This window comes from Tateyamaria pelophila (assembly GCF_019966495.1).
In the GTDB taxonomy this organism is placed as follows: Bacteria; Pseudomonadota; Alphaproteobacteria; order Rhodobacterales; family Rhodobacteraceae; genus Tateyamaria; species Tateyamaria pelophila.
On sequence record NZ_JAIMIA010000034.1, the window covers coordinates 1 to 15,689 of the forward strand.

Consider the following 15,689-nt stretch of genomic DNA (forward strand, 5'->3'; position numbering starts at 1 on the left):
GAGGTAAAAGATACTTGATCCGCAGGCCTGATCAGGCGATCTTCGCGTCAGATGGCAGGCCACTTGGGGAATGTCGGACCAAAGGTTTCATTTTTCTTACACGTGGCAGGAACCAATCAAGCGGACGACACGCTTTTCAATCGGATTTAACGCCAGATTGAAATCAACTTAAGACCAGAATACAGTCTTCCAATGGCCCTTCCCGTCGAAACCTTCTTTCTTACGCCCAATCATCAGGGCACCCTGCAAAGCCAGGTCCAGCAAATGATTGCACATGGCATTTTGTCGGGGCGCTTCGGCACGGGAGAAAAACTGCCTTCGACCCGAAAACTGGCGCATCACCTCGGCATCAGCCGCATCACGGTCACACTGGCCTATACGGAACTGGTCGCTTCGGATTACCTTACGGCGCGCGGCCGGTCCGGGTACTATGTGTCGACAAATGCACCCGTCCCGCCGATCTATCAGCCCCAGAACATGCCCGGAGACGCGGTGGATTGGACGCGCGCCATCGGACAACGGTTTTCAGGCGGACAGGTGCTGAGCAAGCCGCTGGACTGGGCGCGCTTTCGCTATCCGTTCATCTATGGCCAAACCGATCCGAAATTATTTGACCACGCGAATTGGCGGCAATGTGCCATTCAAGCTCTGGGGCAGCGCGACTTCTCGGCGCTCACGTCCGACTATTACGATCAGGATGATCCCCAACTGATTGAATTCATCCAGCGCAACACCTTGCCACGACGCGGGATCGCCGCAAATTCAGACCAGATCCTGATCACGCTCGGCGCGCAAAACGCGCTCTGGCTGGCGGCTCAAGTCCTGTTGACCCAGCGGCGTACCGCTGCATTCGAAGACCCCTGTTATCCCGCATTGCGCGAAGTGCTGACACAATCGCGCTGCCATCTGGCGCCGGTGCGGGTTGACCGTGACGGGCTGCCTTCGGACGCGATTCCGCCCGACACGGATGTCATCTTTACCACCCCCAGCCATCAATGCCCGACGACCGCGACCATGCCGATGGCGCGGCGGCAACAACTGCTCGACAGGGCGCGCGAGCTTGATGCGTTGATCGTAGAAGACGATTACGAATTCGAGATGTCGTTTCTGGAACCACCCTCGCCCGCCCTCAAGTCGATGGATGTGGATGGACGCGTGATCTATGTTGGCAGCTTCTCAAAATCCCTGTTTCCGGGCCTGCGGCTTGGCTATCTTGTCGGCTCCGAGCCGTTCGTCCGCGAGGCGCGCGCCCTGCGCACGTCGGTTCTGCGTCACCCTCCGGGTCATATCCAGCGCACGGCGGCCTATTTTCTGTCGATGGGGCATTATGATGCCCAAATCCGAAAAATGGGTGCGGCGCTCCATACCAGGCGGCAAGAGATGCAATCCGCCATCAACGCACACGGGCTTGAAATTGCAGGCCAGGGCGCGTTTGGAGGCTCGTCCTATTGGATGCGCGCGCCCGAAACTGTTGATACACGTGCCTTGGCGTCCCGCCTCAAGGCGGACGGTGTTCTCATTGAACCGGGCCACGCATTCTTTACCAAACCCGAAGATACCCGCCGCTACTACCGATTGGGTTACTCATCAATCCCGACCGAACGGATCAGGGCGGGCATCGGATTGATCGCGGAACATATCGGATCATGACCTGGACCTAATTCGCAGTCTCATCTGGCCCTAACGCTGCCAAGCGCGGGCCTCTAACCTGCGTTCAACGCATACGGGCGATTCGACGCCCTCATTCCCGGAGAGTTGCCACATGAAAATGACGACCGAAGAAGCTTTTGTAAAAACACTTCAGATGCATGGCATCGACAATGCATTCGGAATCATCGGATCCGCCATGATGCCGATTTCCGATATTTTCCCGGATGCGGGCATCAAGTTCTGGGACTGCGCCCACGAAACATCGGGCGGCATGATGGCCGACGGGTTCACCCGCGCTACCGGCAAGATGTGCATGATGATTGCCCAGAACGGTCCCGGCATCACCAACTTCGTCACCGCTGTCAAAACCGCCTACTGGAACCACACGCCGGTTCTGCTGGTGACACCTCAGGCCGCGAACAAGACCATTGGTCAGGGCGGTTTCCAGGAAATGGAGCAGATGAACCTGTTCGCCGATTGCGTCGCCTATCAGGAAGAGGTTCGTGACCCGTCGCGGATTGCCGAAACGCTGAATCGCGTGATCATGCAAGCCAAGCGCGCCTCTGCTCCGGCACAGATCAATGTGCCGCGTGACTTCTGGACGCAAGTCATCGACATCGAACTGCCCGTGATCGTCGATTTTGAACTGCCGCAGGGCGGCGACGCCGCTGTTGCGGACGCAGCCAAGATGCTGAGCGAAGCCAAATTCCCCGTTATCCTGAACGGCGCAGGCGCGGTCCTGTCCAAAGGTGGCATCGAAGCTTCCCGTATTCTGGCCGAACGCCTCGATGCGCCGGTTTGCGTGGGCTACCAGCACAACGATGCGTTCCCGGGCAACCACCCGTTGTTCGCGGGCCCTCTGGGCTATAACGGCTCCAAAGCAGGCATGCAGCTGATCAGCCAGGCAGACGTCGTCCTGTGCCTTGGCACCCGCCTCAACCCGTTCTCCACCCTGCCCGGCTACGGCATCGACTATTGGCCAACGGATGCCAAGATCATTCAGGTTGACCTGAACCCTGATCGCATTGGCCTGACAAAGAAGGTCACCGTCGGGATCGTGGGCGATGCCGCCAAGGTTGCCAAAGGCATCACGGCACAACTGTCCGACGATGCGGGTGACACCAATCGATCCGAGCGTAAAAATACCATCGCGACAACGAAGTCGGCCTGGGCACAGGAACTGACCTCGATGACCGAAGAGCAGGACGATCCCGGCACAGACTGGAACGTGCGTGCCCGTGCGGCCAAGCCCGACTGGATGGCACCGCGCATGGCGTGGCGCGCAATTCAGGCGGCCCTGCCCGTCGAGGCGATCATTTCCTCCGACATCGGCAACAACTGTGCCATCGGCAACGCCTATCCGTCGTTCAACGAAAGCCGTAAATATCTGGCGCCGGGCCTTTTCGGCCCCTGCGGATACGGATTGCCTTCGATCGTCGGTGCCAAAATCGGCAAACCTGACGTGCCCGTCGTGGGCTTTGCAGGCGACGGCGCCTTTGGCATCTCCGTCAACGAACTCACGGCCATTGGTCGCGGTGACTGGCCCGCCATCACACAGATCGTCTTCCGCAACTACCAATGGGGCGCTGAAAAGCGGAACTCGACACTTTGGTTCGACGACAACTTCGTTGGAACAGAACTGGACGAAGACGTCTCCTATGCCGGCATCGCAAACGCCTGCGGTCTCAAAGGCGTCGTGGCCCGCACACAGGACGAACTGACAGCCGCCTTGGCACAGGCCATCAAGGACCAGATGGAAAACGGGATCACCACCCTGATCGAAGCGATGATCAACCAGGAACTGGGCGACCCCTTCCGTCGGGATGCGATGAAAAAACCCGTTGCCGTTGCTGGCATCAGCAAGGATGACATGCGGCCTCAGGTCGGCGCGTAAATCCCGTGCGTCTGACAACACATTCGGGGTGGGCTGCATGAGCGTTCTGGACGACCTCCAGTCGCGCGCCGCGGCCCTTCCTGCGCATATCGTATTGAGCGAAGGCCACGATCCCCGGATTGTGGCTGCCGCCATTCAGGCTGTTTCTGCCGGACTTGGCACCGTTACGCTGGTCGGGGAGACTGTCACTGTTGCGTTGGCCGTAAAACAGGCCGGTGGGGCTCCGTCCGACAAATTGCAGATCGCGGATCCGGCCAATCATCCCCTTGCGGCTGACATTGCCTCCGCATTTTTTGAATTGCGCAAGCACAAAGGCGTCACGCCGGAACAGGCGGAAACGCTGACCCGTGATCCGCTCGTGTTTGCCGCAATGCTCGTCCGCCTCGGTCACGCCGATGGCACAGTGGGCGGTGCCATCGCCACAACGTCCGATACCGTGCGTGCGGCCTTACAGGTCATCGGCAAAGCTCCCGACGCGGCCCTTGTTTCCAGCTTTTTCCTGATGGTGCTGCCCGAAAACCACCCCTCGGGTCGAAATGCGATGATCTTTTCGGACAGCGGGCTGGTCATTGATCCCTCCGCCCCCGAACTGGCCGCTATCGCGGTGCAGTCCGCCACATCTTTTCGCGCACTGATTGGCGAAACACCCAAAGTAGCGCTGCTCTCCTTCTCCACCAAAGGCAGCGCACGACATCCAGATGTGACCAAGGTCACCGATGCCGCCCAGATCCTGCTTGACGCGCATCCTGACCTTGATACGGATGGCGAACTCCAATTCGATGCCGCCTTCGTGCCGGAGATTGGCGCGTCCAAAGCCAAGGGCTCAGCCGTCGCGGGCCACGCCAACGTCATGATTTTCCCCAACCTTGATGCGGGAAACATCGGTTACAAGATCGCCCAACGGATCGGCGGCTGCACCGCCATCGGCCCGATCCTGCAGGGCCTTGCCAAACCCGCCAACGACCTCAGCCGGGGTTGCACAGCGGACGATGTCCTGCACATGATCGCCGTGACCGTCCTGCAATCCGCCGCCCTGAAAGGGACCACATGAACCAGCCCAAGCTTGATCTGTCGCCCAAAGTCTCCGACGAGATTCGCAAGACAACCTGTTACATGTGCGCATGTCGCTGCGGCATCAACGTGCACCTGAAGGATGGCAAGGTCGCCTACATCGAAGGCAACCGGGACCACCCCGTAAACAAGGGCGTCCTGTGTGCCAAAGGCTCTGCCGGCATCATGCAGGTCAACGCCCCGTCGCGGCTACAAGCGCCATTGAAGCGGGTCGGCCCGCGCGGCTCGGGTGAATTTCAGGAAATCAGCTGGGACGAAGCGCTGAACCTCGCCACGGAATGGCTGGAACCGATCCGCAAGGATGACCCGTCCAAGCTGGCCTTTTTCACCGGCCGCGATCAGTCGCAAAGCTTTACGTCGTTCTGGGCGCAAAACTTCGGCACCCCCAACTATGCGGCCCATGGCGGCTTCTGTTCGGTCAACATGGCGGCGGCCGGTATCTACACCATGGGCGGCGCATTCTGGGAGTTTGGCCAGCCCGATTGGGATCACACCAAACTCTTCATGCTGTTCGGCGTCGCCGAAGATCACGACAGCAACCCGATCAAGATGGGGATCGGCAAGATCAAGGCGCGCGGTGCCCGCGTCATCGGCGTGAACCCGATCCGCACGGGATACAACGCCGTCGCCGACGATTGGATCGGCATCACGCCCGGCACCGACGGGCTCTTTATCCTGTCGCTCATCCACTGCCTGATGAAGGCCGGCAAGATCGACGTCGACTACCTTGCGCGCTACACCAACGCGTCCTGCCTGGTGAATGGGGACGAAGGCTCTGCTGAATTTGGCCTGTTGCTGCGCGACGACGCAGGCAAGGAACTGGTCATGGACCGGGCCACAGGCAAACTGACGCCCTTTGACCAAAAGGGCGTCAAACCTGACCTCACGGCCACGCACGAGGCCGATGGCATTACCCACCGCACCGTCATGCACCACATGGCCGACCGCTACCTGAGCAACGACTACGCACCGGAGGCGGTGGCCGAACGCACAGGCATTTCCGCCCGCCGCATTCGCGCGATCGCCAACGAAATCGCCCGCGTCGCCTTTGAGGAAGCGTTTGAATTGGACGTCGAATGGACCGATTTCCGCGGCGAGACGCACGCCAAGATGCAAGGTCGCCCCGTCAGCTTCCATTCGATGCGCGGAATTTCGGCGCATGCCAATGGCTTCCAGACCTGCCGCGCCCTGCACGTATTGCAGATCATTCTGGGCAGCGTCGAAGTGCCCGGCGGCTTCCGATTCAAACCTCCCTACCCCAAACCGGCCACGGTTCACCCCAAACCGCATTGCAAAGTCACCCCCGGCGCGCCGCTTGACGGCCCCCACTTGGGCTTTGTCCATGGGCCGGATGATCTGGCGCTCAAAGACGACGGCAGCCCCGCGCGGATCGACAAGGCATTTACTTGGGAAAACCCCATGTCCGCGCATGGGCTGATGCACATGGTCATCTCGAACGCGCATGCGGGCGACCCCTACAAGATCGACACGCTCTTCATGTATATGGCCAACATGTCGTGGAACTCCTCCATGAACACCGGCGGCGTAATGGAGATGCTGACCGACAAGGATGAAAACGGCGATTACGTCATCCCGCGGATCATCTATTCCGATGCCTACAGCTCGGAAATGGTGGCCTATGCCGACCTGATCCTGCCCGACACCACATATCTGGAACGGCATGACTGTATCTCGCTGCTGGATCGCCCGATCTGCGAGGCGGACGCCGCCGCCGATGCCATCCGCTGGCCCGTGATCGAACCTGACCGCGACGTGCGCGGCTTCCAATCGGTACTCTGTGAGCTTGGCGCAAAACTGAACCTGCCCGGCTTTGTCAACGAGGACGGCAGCCAGAAATACGCGGATTACGGCGACTATATCGTCAATCACATCCGCAAACCCGGCATTGGCCCACTTGCGGGCTTCCGGGGCGACGGCACAAAGACCGGGCGCGGCGACGTGAACCCGGATCAACTCGACAAATACATTGAAAACGGCGGCTTTTTCGTCGAACACATCCCCGAAGGAGCCAATTACTACAAACCCTGGAACACCGCCTACCAGGACTGGGCCGTGGGCATGGGCCTCTTCGATAGCCCGCAACCCTACCTGTTTTCGCTCTATGTCGAGCCAATGCGCAAATTCCAACTGGCCGCTGAGGGGCACGGAGATCGCCAGCCGCCCGACCATCTGCGCGAACGGATCAAGGCCACCATGGATCCGCTGCCGATCTGGTATGACCCTGCACCCGACAACAAGGTCGACGACTTCCCAATCACCGCACTGACGCAACGCCCCATGGCGATGTATCACTCATGGGGGTCGCAAAACGCGTGGTTACGGCAGTTGCACGGCCACAACCCGCTCTATCTGCCCACGAAGCTGATGAAGGAAAACAACCTGACGGATGGCGACTGGGCCAAGGTCACCTCACCACACGGCGAAACCACAGTGCCGGTTATGGAAATGGCCGCCCTCAACGAAAACACGATCTGGACCTGGAACGCGATCGGCAAGCGCAAGGGCGCGTGGGCGCTCGACAATGATGCGCCCGAAGCGACCCGCGGCTTCCTGCTCAACCACCTGATCCACGAGTTGCTGCCCCCCAAAGGCGACGGCCTGCGATGGGCCAACTCGGACCCGATCACAGGCCAGGCCGCTTGGTTCGACCTGAAGGTGCGGCTTGAAAAAGCCACCGCCCCAAACGAAAGCCAACCGGTCATGCAACCGATCAAATCACCGGTCGGCCAAGGTCCGGAAACCCTGTCCTGGAAGGTCGGCAAATGACACCCATTCAACGCACCCTTCTGGCTATCGCCGCCTTTGTCGCGTTGGCGCTCAGCCTTTTCATCTGGTTCATCGCAAACTGGGACAAGTCAAAAACCCAACCGATCGGCCACCTGATCAATACCAGCACTCACAAGGCATCCCTTTTCATCTTGCCAAATAAACTCCGGGGTCTGGGGCAGAGCCCCAGTCTTGCCGGGATCAGCAAGGGGACAGCGACATGACACAACTCCCCCAAACCACAGCCAGGAAACTCGGGCTTGTCATCGACCTTGACACCTGCGTCGGCTGCCACGCCTGCGTGATCTCCTGCAAAGGCTGGAATACCGAAAACTACGGCGCGCCGTTATCCGACACCGATCCTTACGGCGCGGACCCTTCGGGCACGTTCCTCAACCGCGTGCACAGTTACGAGGTGCAACCGGAACAGGGCACCGCACAACTCATCCACTTCCCCAAATCCTGCCTGCATTGCGAGGACGCCCCCTGCGTCACAGTCTGCCCCACGGGTGCCAGCTACAAGCGGGTCGAGGATGGCATCGTTCTGGTCAACGAAAGCGACTGCATCGGCTGCGGCCTCTGCGCCTGGGCCTGCCCCTACGGTGCGCGCGAAATGGATGCCGTCGAAAAGGTGATGAAGAAATGTACCCTCTGCGTGGACCGGATCTATAACGAAAACCTCCCCGAGGTGGATCGTGAACCGGCCTGCGTGCGTACTTGCCCATCGAACGCACGGCATTTTGGAGACTTCGCCGACCCCGACAGCAACGTGTCGAAACTGGTCGCGGAACGCGGCGGTATCGATCTGATGCCTGAACAAGGCACCAAACCGGTCAACAAATATCTGCCGCCCCGCCCCAAGGATACGCTTTCCGAGGGTGCAGGCGACATCGACATTCTGGCCCCCTACCTCGAACCCGTGGCGCAAGAGGCCAAAGGCTTCCTTGGCTGGCTCGACAAAACGCTGGAGAAACTCTGATGCATCCCGCTCCATCCGTTATCTTCTTTTCCGTATTCAGCGGCGTGGGTTTTGGCCTCCTGACCTTTCTGGGCTTTGGCGTCCCGCACGTCTTTGGATGGAACGCCTTTGTGTTCTTTGTGATCGCGTATCTCTGCGCCGTGGGCGGCTTGGTTGCGTCAACCTTTCATCTCGGCCACCCCGAACGCGCGCTCAAGGCATTCACCCAATGGCGGTCGTCCTGGCTCAGCCGCGAAGGATGGTGTGCCGTGCTCGCGCTGTGCTTCATGGCGATCTATGGCATCGGGCTTGTCTTTTTCGACGTCCGGTGGGGCTTTTTCGGCGTCATAGGCGCAGTGTTTTCCATTGCGACCGTCTACACGACATCGATGATCTACACCCAGTTGGAATCCGTCCCGCGCTGGCATTCCCCCGGAACACCGGCAATGTTTCTCAGCTTCTCCGTAGCTGCGGGCGCATTGCTGGCGGGAGAGATCCACGCTGCCATGGCCCTGATCGCCATTGCGGCCCTGCTGCAAATCGCGCTTTGGGTGGTGGGCGACGGCGCACTGGAGGCATCGGGCACGTCATTGGCGACCGCCACGGGCTTGGGCCAAAACGGGTCGGTACGCGCCTTTGAGCCGCCCCATACCGGGACGAACTATCTCCTCAAGGAATTCGCTTTTGTGGTCGGACGCAAACACAGCCTGAAGCTGCGTGTGATTTCGATCGTGCTCTTTGCGGTGATTCCAATCGCCTTGCTCATCGCGCCGTTTTCGCACTGGTTGGTCCTGCTGGCAGTGATCAGTCACGTGGCCGGCGCGCTTGCCTCACGATGGTTGTTTTTTGCAGAGGCCGAGCATGTGGTCGGCCTCTACTACGGGAAACGCTAGACATTTTGTGTAAGGCGGGCGTGTCGTCCGCCCTGCGCTACATCAATCCGGCATGCACCAACGCCGCGTCAACCAGAGCCTTGGTGTCATCCGACAAGCATGTCAGCGGCAGCCGGACCTCTTCGGAACACAGATCGAGTCGCGACATCGCATATTTTACGCCAACCAATCCCGGTTCGGTAAAGATCGCCTTGTGAAGTGGCATCAGGCGGTCTTGCAACTCCAGCGCTTTGGTATAATCCCCCGCCGCACAAGCCGCCTGCATCTGGCTCATCAATTTGGGGGCCACGTTTGCCGTCACCGAGATTGCACCGACACCGCCGCAGGCGTTGAAGGCATGCGCGGTCGCGTCTTCGCCGGTCAACTGAACAAAGTCCTTGCCACATGTAATCCGGGTATCGCCCACGCGCGACAAATCCCCGGTCGCATCCTTCACGCCCACAATGCGCGGCAATTTGGCCAGTTCACCCATAGTCTCGGGCGTCATGTCGATGACCGAACGGCCCGGGATATTGTAGATGATGATCGGGATATCGGCGCAGTCATGCAACGCTGTGAAATGTGCAATCAATCCGCGTTGTGTTGGCTTGTTGTAATAGGGCGTGACCACAAGTGCGGCATCCGCGCCGACCTTCTCGGCGAACTGGACAAAGCGCATCGCCTCGACTGTGTTGTTCGACCCGGCGCCCGCGATCACGGGGACACGGCCGGTCGTTGCCTTGACCACCGTCTCAATAACCAGTTCATGCTCTTCATGCGTCAGGGTCGGGCTTTCACCGGTGGTGCCGACAGGGACAAACCCGCTGGTGCCTTCCCCGATATGCCATTCGACCAGCTTCTTGAGCGTTTCCAGATCCAAAGCGCCGTTACGAAACGGCGTGACGAGGGCAGGCATAGAACCTTTAAACATTCTCACGCTCCTTTTTTACGTGTGGCAGGCGATCGGCCTGGGATGAATACTGCATCTATCCGGATCGTGAGTTGAAACCCCACGGTTCAGAGATATGCTGTTAGGCTCTAGCCTTGCACAGACAGGAAATGCAAGAGATGAGCCGCTTCGCCGTCGCCCTTATACTGCTTTTTGCATCCGCTGTTGCCGCACTGGCCGAACGTCCCCGCCCTTTGGGCTGGGCGTTTGACGCGATGCGCGCGGGCAACTGGGAAACAGCCGCCCAATTGGCCGCACGGGACGGTCCCGTCGCCGCTGACGTGATCGAATGGCATCGGTTGCGCGCAGGGCGCGGCAGCTATTCCGACGTCATCGCCTTTCTGGAGCGCCGCCCGAACTGGCCCGGCGAAGCCTATTTGCGCCGCCAATCCGAACCCGTGGTGCTCGAACAGGGAGATGCCGCGATCCTCGCGTTTTTTGCACAAGACATCGCTCAAAGCCCCGAAGGCGTACTGGCCCATGCTGAAGCGCTCGCGCGGGAGGGGTCCACCGGTCTGGCCGAGGCCAACCTGGTTCTGGAGTGGCGGACCGTTGCCATGGATAACGCAGCGCAGGCGCAATACCTGAGCAGACATGCCGCCTTGCTGGCCCCGCATCATGTGGCCCGGTTGGACGCGATGCTCTGGGCCGGGGAAACGGCCAGCGCAAGGCGGATGTTCTATCTTGTACCCCCGGGCCATCAGGCGCTGGCCGAAGCCCGACTGGGTCTGCGGGCGCTGTCGAAATCCGTCGACAGCCTCATTGCGGCCGTGCCAGACTCGCTCGCGGATGATCCGGGTCTTGCGCATGCCCGGTTCGAATGGCGCGTCCGCAAAGGTCGCTGGGCGGATGCCAAGGACCTGCTGCGCCAGCGCTCCGCCTCTGCCGAAAGCCTTGGGGAACCCGAAGCTTGGGCCCAGCGCCGCCGTGCGCTCGCCCGTGATGAAATGCGCGACGGGGATCCTGCGCTGGCCTATCAGCTCGCATCGAGGCACTTTCTGTCGGAAGGTGCTTCCTATGCGGATCTGGAGTGGTTGTCGGGCTACATTGCCTTGCGCTTGCTGAACGATCCGCAAACGGCGCTTGGACACTTCCAGAACCACCGCGCGGCCATCACCTCTCCGATCTCGCGCGGGCGGGCGGGCTATTGGATGGGCCGGGCCTATGAGGCGTTGGGCGATGAAGTCGCGGCGCAAGCGGCCTACGCGGACGGTGCGAAATTCCAATCGTCCTTTTACGGTTTGCTGGCCGCTGAGCGCGGCAATCTCCCTTTCGATCCCGATCTGTACGGGGCCGAGGTTTTTGACGACTGGCGCACCTCTGATCTGGCAAGCCGCGACCTTTTCGAGGCGGGGCTGCTGTTGCAGGCTTCTGGCGAGTTGAGCGTCGCGGAACGCTTCTGGACCCATCTGGCCGAAGACCTTGACCGCGCGGAGGCCGGGCAATTGGGACAAGCGGCCATCGACGCAGGTCAGCCCCACCTAGCTGTCATGATCGCCAAGCGCGTCGCAACCCGCGGCATTACACTGGATGCCACCTATTATCCCCTGCACCCGCTGGCACAGGCGAACCTGCCCATGGCGCCGGAAATGAACCTCGCCATTGCGCGGCGCGAAAGCGAATTTGATCCCTCTGTCCAAAGCGGGGTCGGCGCGCGCGGGCTCATGCAGATCATGCCAGAGACAGCGCGAGAGGTCGCCACCGGTCTGGGCCGGGGGGGTGAACACAGCACCGGCCGCCTGATCTCCGACCCCGTCTACAATGCAGAACTGGGCGCCGCGTTTCTGTCCCAGCTTGCAGGGCGGTTCGGTGGCAACGTTGTCTTGATGTCGGCGGCTTACAACGCGGGGCCCAGCCGACCGGATCGCTGGATGACCCTGTTTGGGGATCCGCGACAGGGTACGACGGATTTCGACGTGATTGACTGGATCGAACATATCCCGTTTCGCGAGACTCAGAACTATGTGATGCGCGTCGCAGAAAGCCTGCCGGTCTATCGCGCTCGGCTGGGCAAGGACCCGCTGCCGATCCCCTTCAGCGCGGAATTGACCGGCTCAACCCTGTTGTCGTTCGCGCCACAGGGTGAATAGGCCCGCCGCCACGACAATCCCTGCGCCGATCAGCACGTTCATCTGCAATGCCTCACCAAAGACGGTGATGCCCACGGCAGATGCAAACACCAACTGGAAATAGGCGAATGGCTGCACCGCGCTGACCTCCGCAACCTCATAGCACCGGATCAATAGCCAATGGCCCACCGATCCGGTGACGCATAGCGCCCCCATCCACATCCAGTCACCACCCGTCATGGGCTCCCAGAACCAAATTCCGACTGTTGTGATAGCGACGGCACCCACGGTACCTGTCCAGAAAAAGCTGGTCGCCGTCGGATCATCCCGCGAAACGTAGCGGGTCAAAAGCCCGTAGGTCGCGAACATCACCGCTGCGATCAAGGGAATGATCGCTTCGGGATTGAACACGCCCAGACCTGGTTTGAGAATGAAAAGAACGCCGATGAAGCCAATCCCGATCGCCACCCAGCGCCGCCAGCCCACATACTCACCAAGGATCGGCCCGGACAGGGCCGCGATCAACAAGGGATAGGCCGAAAACACCGCGTGGCTTTCGACCAGCCCCAATATTGTGAACGACGTGACCATCACGCAAATCTGGGTGGCCAGCAGTACACCCCGCAACGTCTGGATCACCGGGCGCGTTGTGCGCGCCGCGGCCATGACCCCGCCGGCCTTGCGCGCGGAAATCGTGATCGCGAAGGCCGCAAAGAACCAAAAGCGGATCATGACGACCATGTACACGTTGTATTCGCTCGCCAGATGTCGGGAAATCCCGTCCTGACTTGCAAACACAACCGAAACCGCAATCATCAGCGCAATCCCGAGGCGCGTGTTGTTGCCCGCGCTCATCCCAGCATGGCCCGGGTCATGTGTCGCTTGCGGCCATAGCCGGGAACGCGTTCAACGGTGAACCCTGCGTCTTGCAGTCCGCGGCGGACAAATCCGGCGGCCGTATAGGTCGCCGCCGTGCCCTTTGGTTTCGTATGCGTGGCCACCTGCTGCATCAGGTCTGCCCCCCAAAGTTCGGGGTTCTTGGCGGGTGAAAATCCGTCCAGATACCAGGCGTCGGCCGATCCTGACCAGTCCGGCAAGGTCTCGCGTGCGTCTCCTTGCACAAGGCAGAGAACGGCATCGTCAAACGTGAACACATCATCCCCGGTGCGCATCGCTGCCACCATTTCTCCCGCCAAATCCGCCAACGCCGGAAACGCCGCCAAGGCGGTTTCCATGTCCTTCGGCACCAACGGGAAGGCCTCGAAGCTGGTGAACTGTAATCTGCCCGTCACGCCTGCGGCCCGCCACTCGGCCCATGTCGCCAGAAAATTCAAACCCGTGCCAAAGCCCAACTCGGCGATGTGGAACTCATTGCAAAACCGGACAGGCAGATCGTTGCCGCGTAAAAAGACATGCCTTGTCTCGGCCAGACCGTTGTCGAGGCTGAAATAGGGATCATCAAAACGGGTCGACACCGGCACAACGCCGTCCCGCCATTCCAACTGAGCTTGCTGGCCCTGCATCCTGCGCCCCTGTATGACGTGCCTATCGGCGCGACATTGGCGGAAGGAACAGGCATTGGCAACGACAGAGATCACCGTGCGCGGGGCCGGAATTTTTGGCCTGTCCATCGCGTGGGAACTGACGCGGCGCGGCGCGAAGATACAGATCGTTGACCCCCACGGCGCAGCGGCAGGCGCAAGCGGCGGCATTGTCGGGGCGCTGGCCCCACATGTGCCGGAAAACTGGAACCCCAAGAAACAGTTTCAGCTTGAAAGCCTGCTGATGGCGCAAGAATTTTGGCAGGACGTTCAAGAGGTCGGCGGATGCTCCGCCGGTTATGCGAGGCTCGGTCGGGTGCAACCCATTGCAGATGACGCCGCCTTGCATTTGGCGCAAGCCCGCGCCCTGTCTGCGCGGACACTTTGGGGACAGGCCGCCGAGTGGCATGTCAGACCCGTACAATCACCCGACTGGTCAGCGCACAGTCCTACCGGCATGGAAATCTACGACAGCCTCAGCGCGCGTATTCATCCCAAACAGGCCTGCCTCGCATTGGTCGCCGCCCTCAAATCGCAAGGTGTAGAGGTGCAGACTGAGGCCCCTCAAACGGCTATGACCATCCACGCCACCGGGGTGGCCGGGCTGGAGGTCTTGAGCGCGACCCACAGCCGCATGGTGGGGGCCGGGATCAAAGGCCAAGCGATTTTGCTCGATCATGCTGCCCCCGATGCGCCGCAGCTTTTTGCCGACAGCTTGCACATTATCCCGCATGCTGATGGTACGACCGCGATCGGTTCAACGACAGAACGCGAATACAGCGACGCGGCGACGACCGACAGCCAGTTGGATGACATTCTGGCCCGGGCGCGCTCCGCCGTCCCCGCCCTCCGGCAGGCCAGCGTCATCGCCCGCTGGGCCGGGGCGCGCCCCCGCAGCCGCAGCCGCGCGCCGATGCTCGGGCCATGGCCGGACCGACCGGGGCATTTCATTGCAAATGGCGGGTTCAAGATTGGCTTCGGTATGGCTCCGAAAGTGGCGCAAACGATGGCTGACCTCATCCTGGATCAGCGTGACACCATTCCCGATGGCTTCGAAATCCGTGCGTCGTTCTAAGCCGCCGCGGTCATGCATTGCCGCCCATCCGGACCTCGCACCCAGAACTGACGGTCCTTGCGGCACAGCGTTGCGGTTTCAAAATGCATGAGGGGTGCTGTGGCACGGAACGAAAATTCGGTCAGCGGGCCAAGCGATGCCTCCGCCATCAACATCAGATGCTGCGCCAGCAAGGGGCCATGCACGACCAGACCGTCGTAACCTTCCACCGCCGTCGCGTAGGGCTGGTCATAATGAATCCGGTGCCCGTTGAATGTCAGCGCCGAATAACGAAACAGCAACGTCGCATCGAAATTGTGCTGTGCTCTCTGATCTTCGTCCATTGGAGCCACCGGCGGCGCGGGCTTTCTTGCCAAAGGATCCGGGTCTTCGCGATAGACAAGATCCTGCCATTCGGTAACGCGAATGACGCTCTCCTGTACGATTTCGTGGCGCAAGGTGACAAAAGCCAGCGGGCCCGATCGCCCGTTCTTGGTTTCAACCTTGTCGCAATAAGACACCCGTTCCGCGGGCACGCCCAGTCGCAAAGGGGCGTCAAAACGCAATCGGCCACCGGCCCACATCCGCCGCGGCAGACCCATATCCGGGATCAAGCCACCCACCTTGGGATGGCCATCCCGGCCCAGATCTTCGGGCGGGATGGGTGTCCAGAAGTAAAGCTGATGAAAGAACGGCGGGAGCGTGTCACCGACGCCGAGCGTTGCAGCATGCCCGAGGGCAACCTGCATCGCCTGTGCGCGGGCGGGATCCAGCACGTCGCTTTGACGAACGGGTTGGGGCATTGCATCTTGCATGTCGAGATCATGATCCAAGGAGTCCCGAA

13 protein-coding genes are annotated in these 15,689 nt (G+C 60.6%); 9 read left to right on the plus strand and 4 right to left on the minus strand.

The genetic code is table 11. The features are described from left to right. Positions 1 to 192 precede the first annotated feature (192 nt). The 7 genes from pdxR to LC354_RS12465 all read left to right on the plus strand — a co-directional run bounded on the left by pdxR (position 193) and on the right by LC354_RS12465 (position 9,253). Positions 193 to 1,650: a MocR-like pyridoxine biosynthesis transcription factor PdxR gene (pdxR, locus tag LC354_RS12435; protein WP_223424248.1), complete on the plus strand. Its 1,458-nt coding sequence runs from the start codon at positions 193 to 195 to the stop codon at positions 1,648 to 1,650. A 112-nt stretch (positions 1,651 to 1,762) separates the two neighbouring features. Then, entirely contained in the window at positions 1,763 to 3,544 is a 1,782-nt protein-coding gene (xsc, locus tag LC354_RS12440) for a sulfoacetaldehyde acetyltransferase (RefSeq protein ID WP_223424250.1), read from the plus strand. Between the two features lie 37 nt (positions 3,545 to 3,581). Further along, the gene (pta, locus tag LC354_RS12445) at positions 3,582 to 4,595 is read left to right on the plus strand and encodes a phosphate acetyltransferase (protein WP_223424251.1); all 1,014 of its coding nucleotides are present in this window, start codon (positions 3,582 to 3,584) and stop codon (positions 4,593 to 4,595) included. Then, the gene (locus tag LC354_RS12450; RefSeq protein WP_223424253.1) at positions 4,592 to 7,402 is read left to right on the plus strand and encodes a molybdopterin oxidoreductase family protein; all 2,811 of its coding nucleotides are present in this window, start codon (positions 4,592 to 4,594) and stop codon (positions 7,400 to 7,402) included. The genes pta and LC354_RS12450 overlap by 4 nt, the downstream gene beginning before the upstream one ends. After that, complete coding sequence (locus LC354_RS12455; protein WP_223424255.1) at positions 7,399 to 7,626, plus strand: hypothetical protein; 228 nt, start codon at positions 7,399 to 7,401, stop codon at positions 7,624 to 7,626. Before LC354_RS12450 ends, LC354_RS12455 begins: the two co-directional genes overlap by 4 nt. Beyond that, entirely contained in the window at positions 7,623 to 8,381 is a 759-nt protein-coding gene (locus LC354_RS12460) for a 4Fe-4S dicluster domain-containing protein (protein WP_223424257.1), read from the plus strand. Before LC354_RS12455 ends, LC354_RS12460 begins: the two co-directional genes overlap by 4 nt. Continuing rightward, positions 8,381 to 9,253 carry a dimethyl sulfoxide reductase anchor subunit family protein gene (locus LC354_RS12465; protein WP_223424258.1) on the plus strand — a complete coding sequence of 291 codons (873 nt, stop codon included), beginning with the start codon at positions 8,381 to 8,383 and terminating at the stop codon, positions 9,251 to 9,253. Before LC354_RS12460 ends, LC354_RS12465 begins: the two co-directional genes overlap by 1 nt. A 37-nt stretch (positions 9,254 to 9,290) precedes the next feature. Here the strand turns inward: LC354_RS12465 and dapA are convergent, their stop codons facing one another. Continuing rightward, entirely contained in the window at positions 9,291 to 10,163 is an 873-nt protein-coding gene (dapA, locus tag LC354_RS12470; protein WP_223424260.1) for a 4-hydroxy-tetrahydrodipicolinate synthase, read from the minus strand. Positions 10,164 to 10,300: 137 nt separating this feature from the next. Between dapA and LC354_RS12475 the strand changes: the two genes are divergently transcribed. Beyond that, on the plus strand, positions 10,301 to 12,271 hold the full coding sequence (locus tag LC354_RS12475) for a lytic transglycosylase domain-containing protein (protein ID WP_223424262.1): 1,971 nt from the start codon (positions 10,301 to 10,303) through the stop codon (positions 12,269 to 12,271). On the opposite strand, the gene LC354_RS12480 is transcribed toward LC354_RS12475, so the two are convergent. Both LC354_RS12480 and mnmD read right to left on the minus strand, forming a co-directional pair. Further along, entirely contained in the window at positions 12,236 to 13,105 is an 870-nt protein-coding gene (locus LC354_RS12480; protein WP_223424264.1) for a DMT family transporter, read from the minus strand. The genes LC354_RS12475 and LC354_RS12480 overlap by 36 nt on opposite strands. Beyond that, on the minus strand, positions 13,102 to 13,773 hold the full coding sequence (mnmD, locus tag LC354_RS12485) for a tRNA (5-methylaminomethyl-2-thiouridine)(34)-methyltransferase MnmD (RefSeq protein WP_223424266.1): 672 nt from the start codon (positions 13,771 to 13,773) through the stop codon (positions 13,102 to 13,104). Before mnmD ends, LC354_RS12480 begins: the two co-directional genes overlap by 4 nt. 55 nt (positions 13,774 to 13,828) lie before the next feature. Here mnmD and LC354_RS12490 point away from each other — a divergent pair, with 55 nt between their 5' ends. Then, complete coding sequence (locus LC354_RS12490; RefSeq protein ID WP_223424268.1) at positions 13,829 to 14,866, plus strand: NAD(P)/FAD-dependent oxidoreductase; 1,038 nt, start codon at positions 13,829 to 13,831, stop codon at positions 14,864 to 14,866. On the opposite strand, the gene LC354_RS12495 is transcribed toward LC354_RS12490, so the two are convergent. Next, complete coding sequence (locus LC354_RS12495; protein WP_223424270.1) at positions 14,863 to 15,660, minus strand: acyl dehydratase; 798 nt, start codon at positions 15,658 to 15,660, stop codon at positions 14,863 to 14,865. The two genes, LC354_RS12490 and LC354_RS12495, sit on opposite strands and share 4 nt — an antisense overlap. Positions 15,661 to 15,689: the final 29 nt, after the last annotated feature.

Bases quoted from the DNA above. Each gene is read 5' to 3' on its own strand.
- pdxR (WP_223424248.1), top strand. From the start codon at position 193: ATGGCCCTTCCCGTCGAAACCTTCTTTCTTACGCCCAATCATCAGGGC.
- xsc (WP_223424250.1), top strand. From the start codon at position 1,763: ATGAAAATGACGACCGAAGAAGCTTTTGTAAAAACACTTCAGATGCAT.
- pta (WP_223424251.1), top strand. From the start codon at position 3,582: ATGAGCGTTCTGGACGACCTCCAGTCGCGCGCCGCGGCCCTTCCTGCG.
- LC354_RS12450 (WP_223424253.1), top strand. From the start codon at position 4,592: ATGAACCAGCCCAAGCTTGATCTGTCGCCCAAAGTCTCCGACGAGATT.
- LC354_RS12455 (WP_223424255.1), top strand. From the start codon at position 7,399: ATGACACCCATTCAACGCACCCTTCTGGCTATCGCCGCCTTTGTCGCG.
- LC354_RS12460 (WP_223424257.1), top strand. From the start codon at position 7,623: ATGACACAACTCCCCCAAACCACAGCCAGGAAACTCGGGCTTGTCATC.
- LC354_RS12465 (WP_223424258.1), top strand. From the start codon at position 8,381: ATGCATCCCGCTCCATCCGTTATCTTCTTTTCCGTATTCAGCGGCGTG.
- dapA (WP_223424260.1), bottom strand. From the start codon at position 10,163: ATGTTTAAAGGTTCTATGCCTGCCCTCGTCACGCCGTTTCGTAACGGC.
- LC354_RS12475 (WP_223424262.1), top strand. From the start codon at position 10,301: ATGAGCCGCTTCGCCGTCGCCCTTATACTGCTTTTTGCATCCGCTGTT.
- LC354_RS12480 (WP_223424264.1), bottom strand. From the start codon at position 13,105: ATGAGCGCGGGCAACAACACGCGCCTCGGGATTGCGCTGATGATTGCG.
- mnmD (WP_223424266.1), bottom strand. From the start codon at position 13,773: ATGCAGGGCCAGCAAGCTCAGTTGGAATGGCGGGACGGCGTTGTGCCG.
- LC354_RS12495 (WP_223424270.1), bottom strand. From the start codon at position 15,660: ATGCAAGATGCAATGCCCCAACCCGTTCGTCAAAGCGACGTGCTGGAT.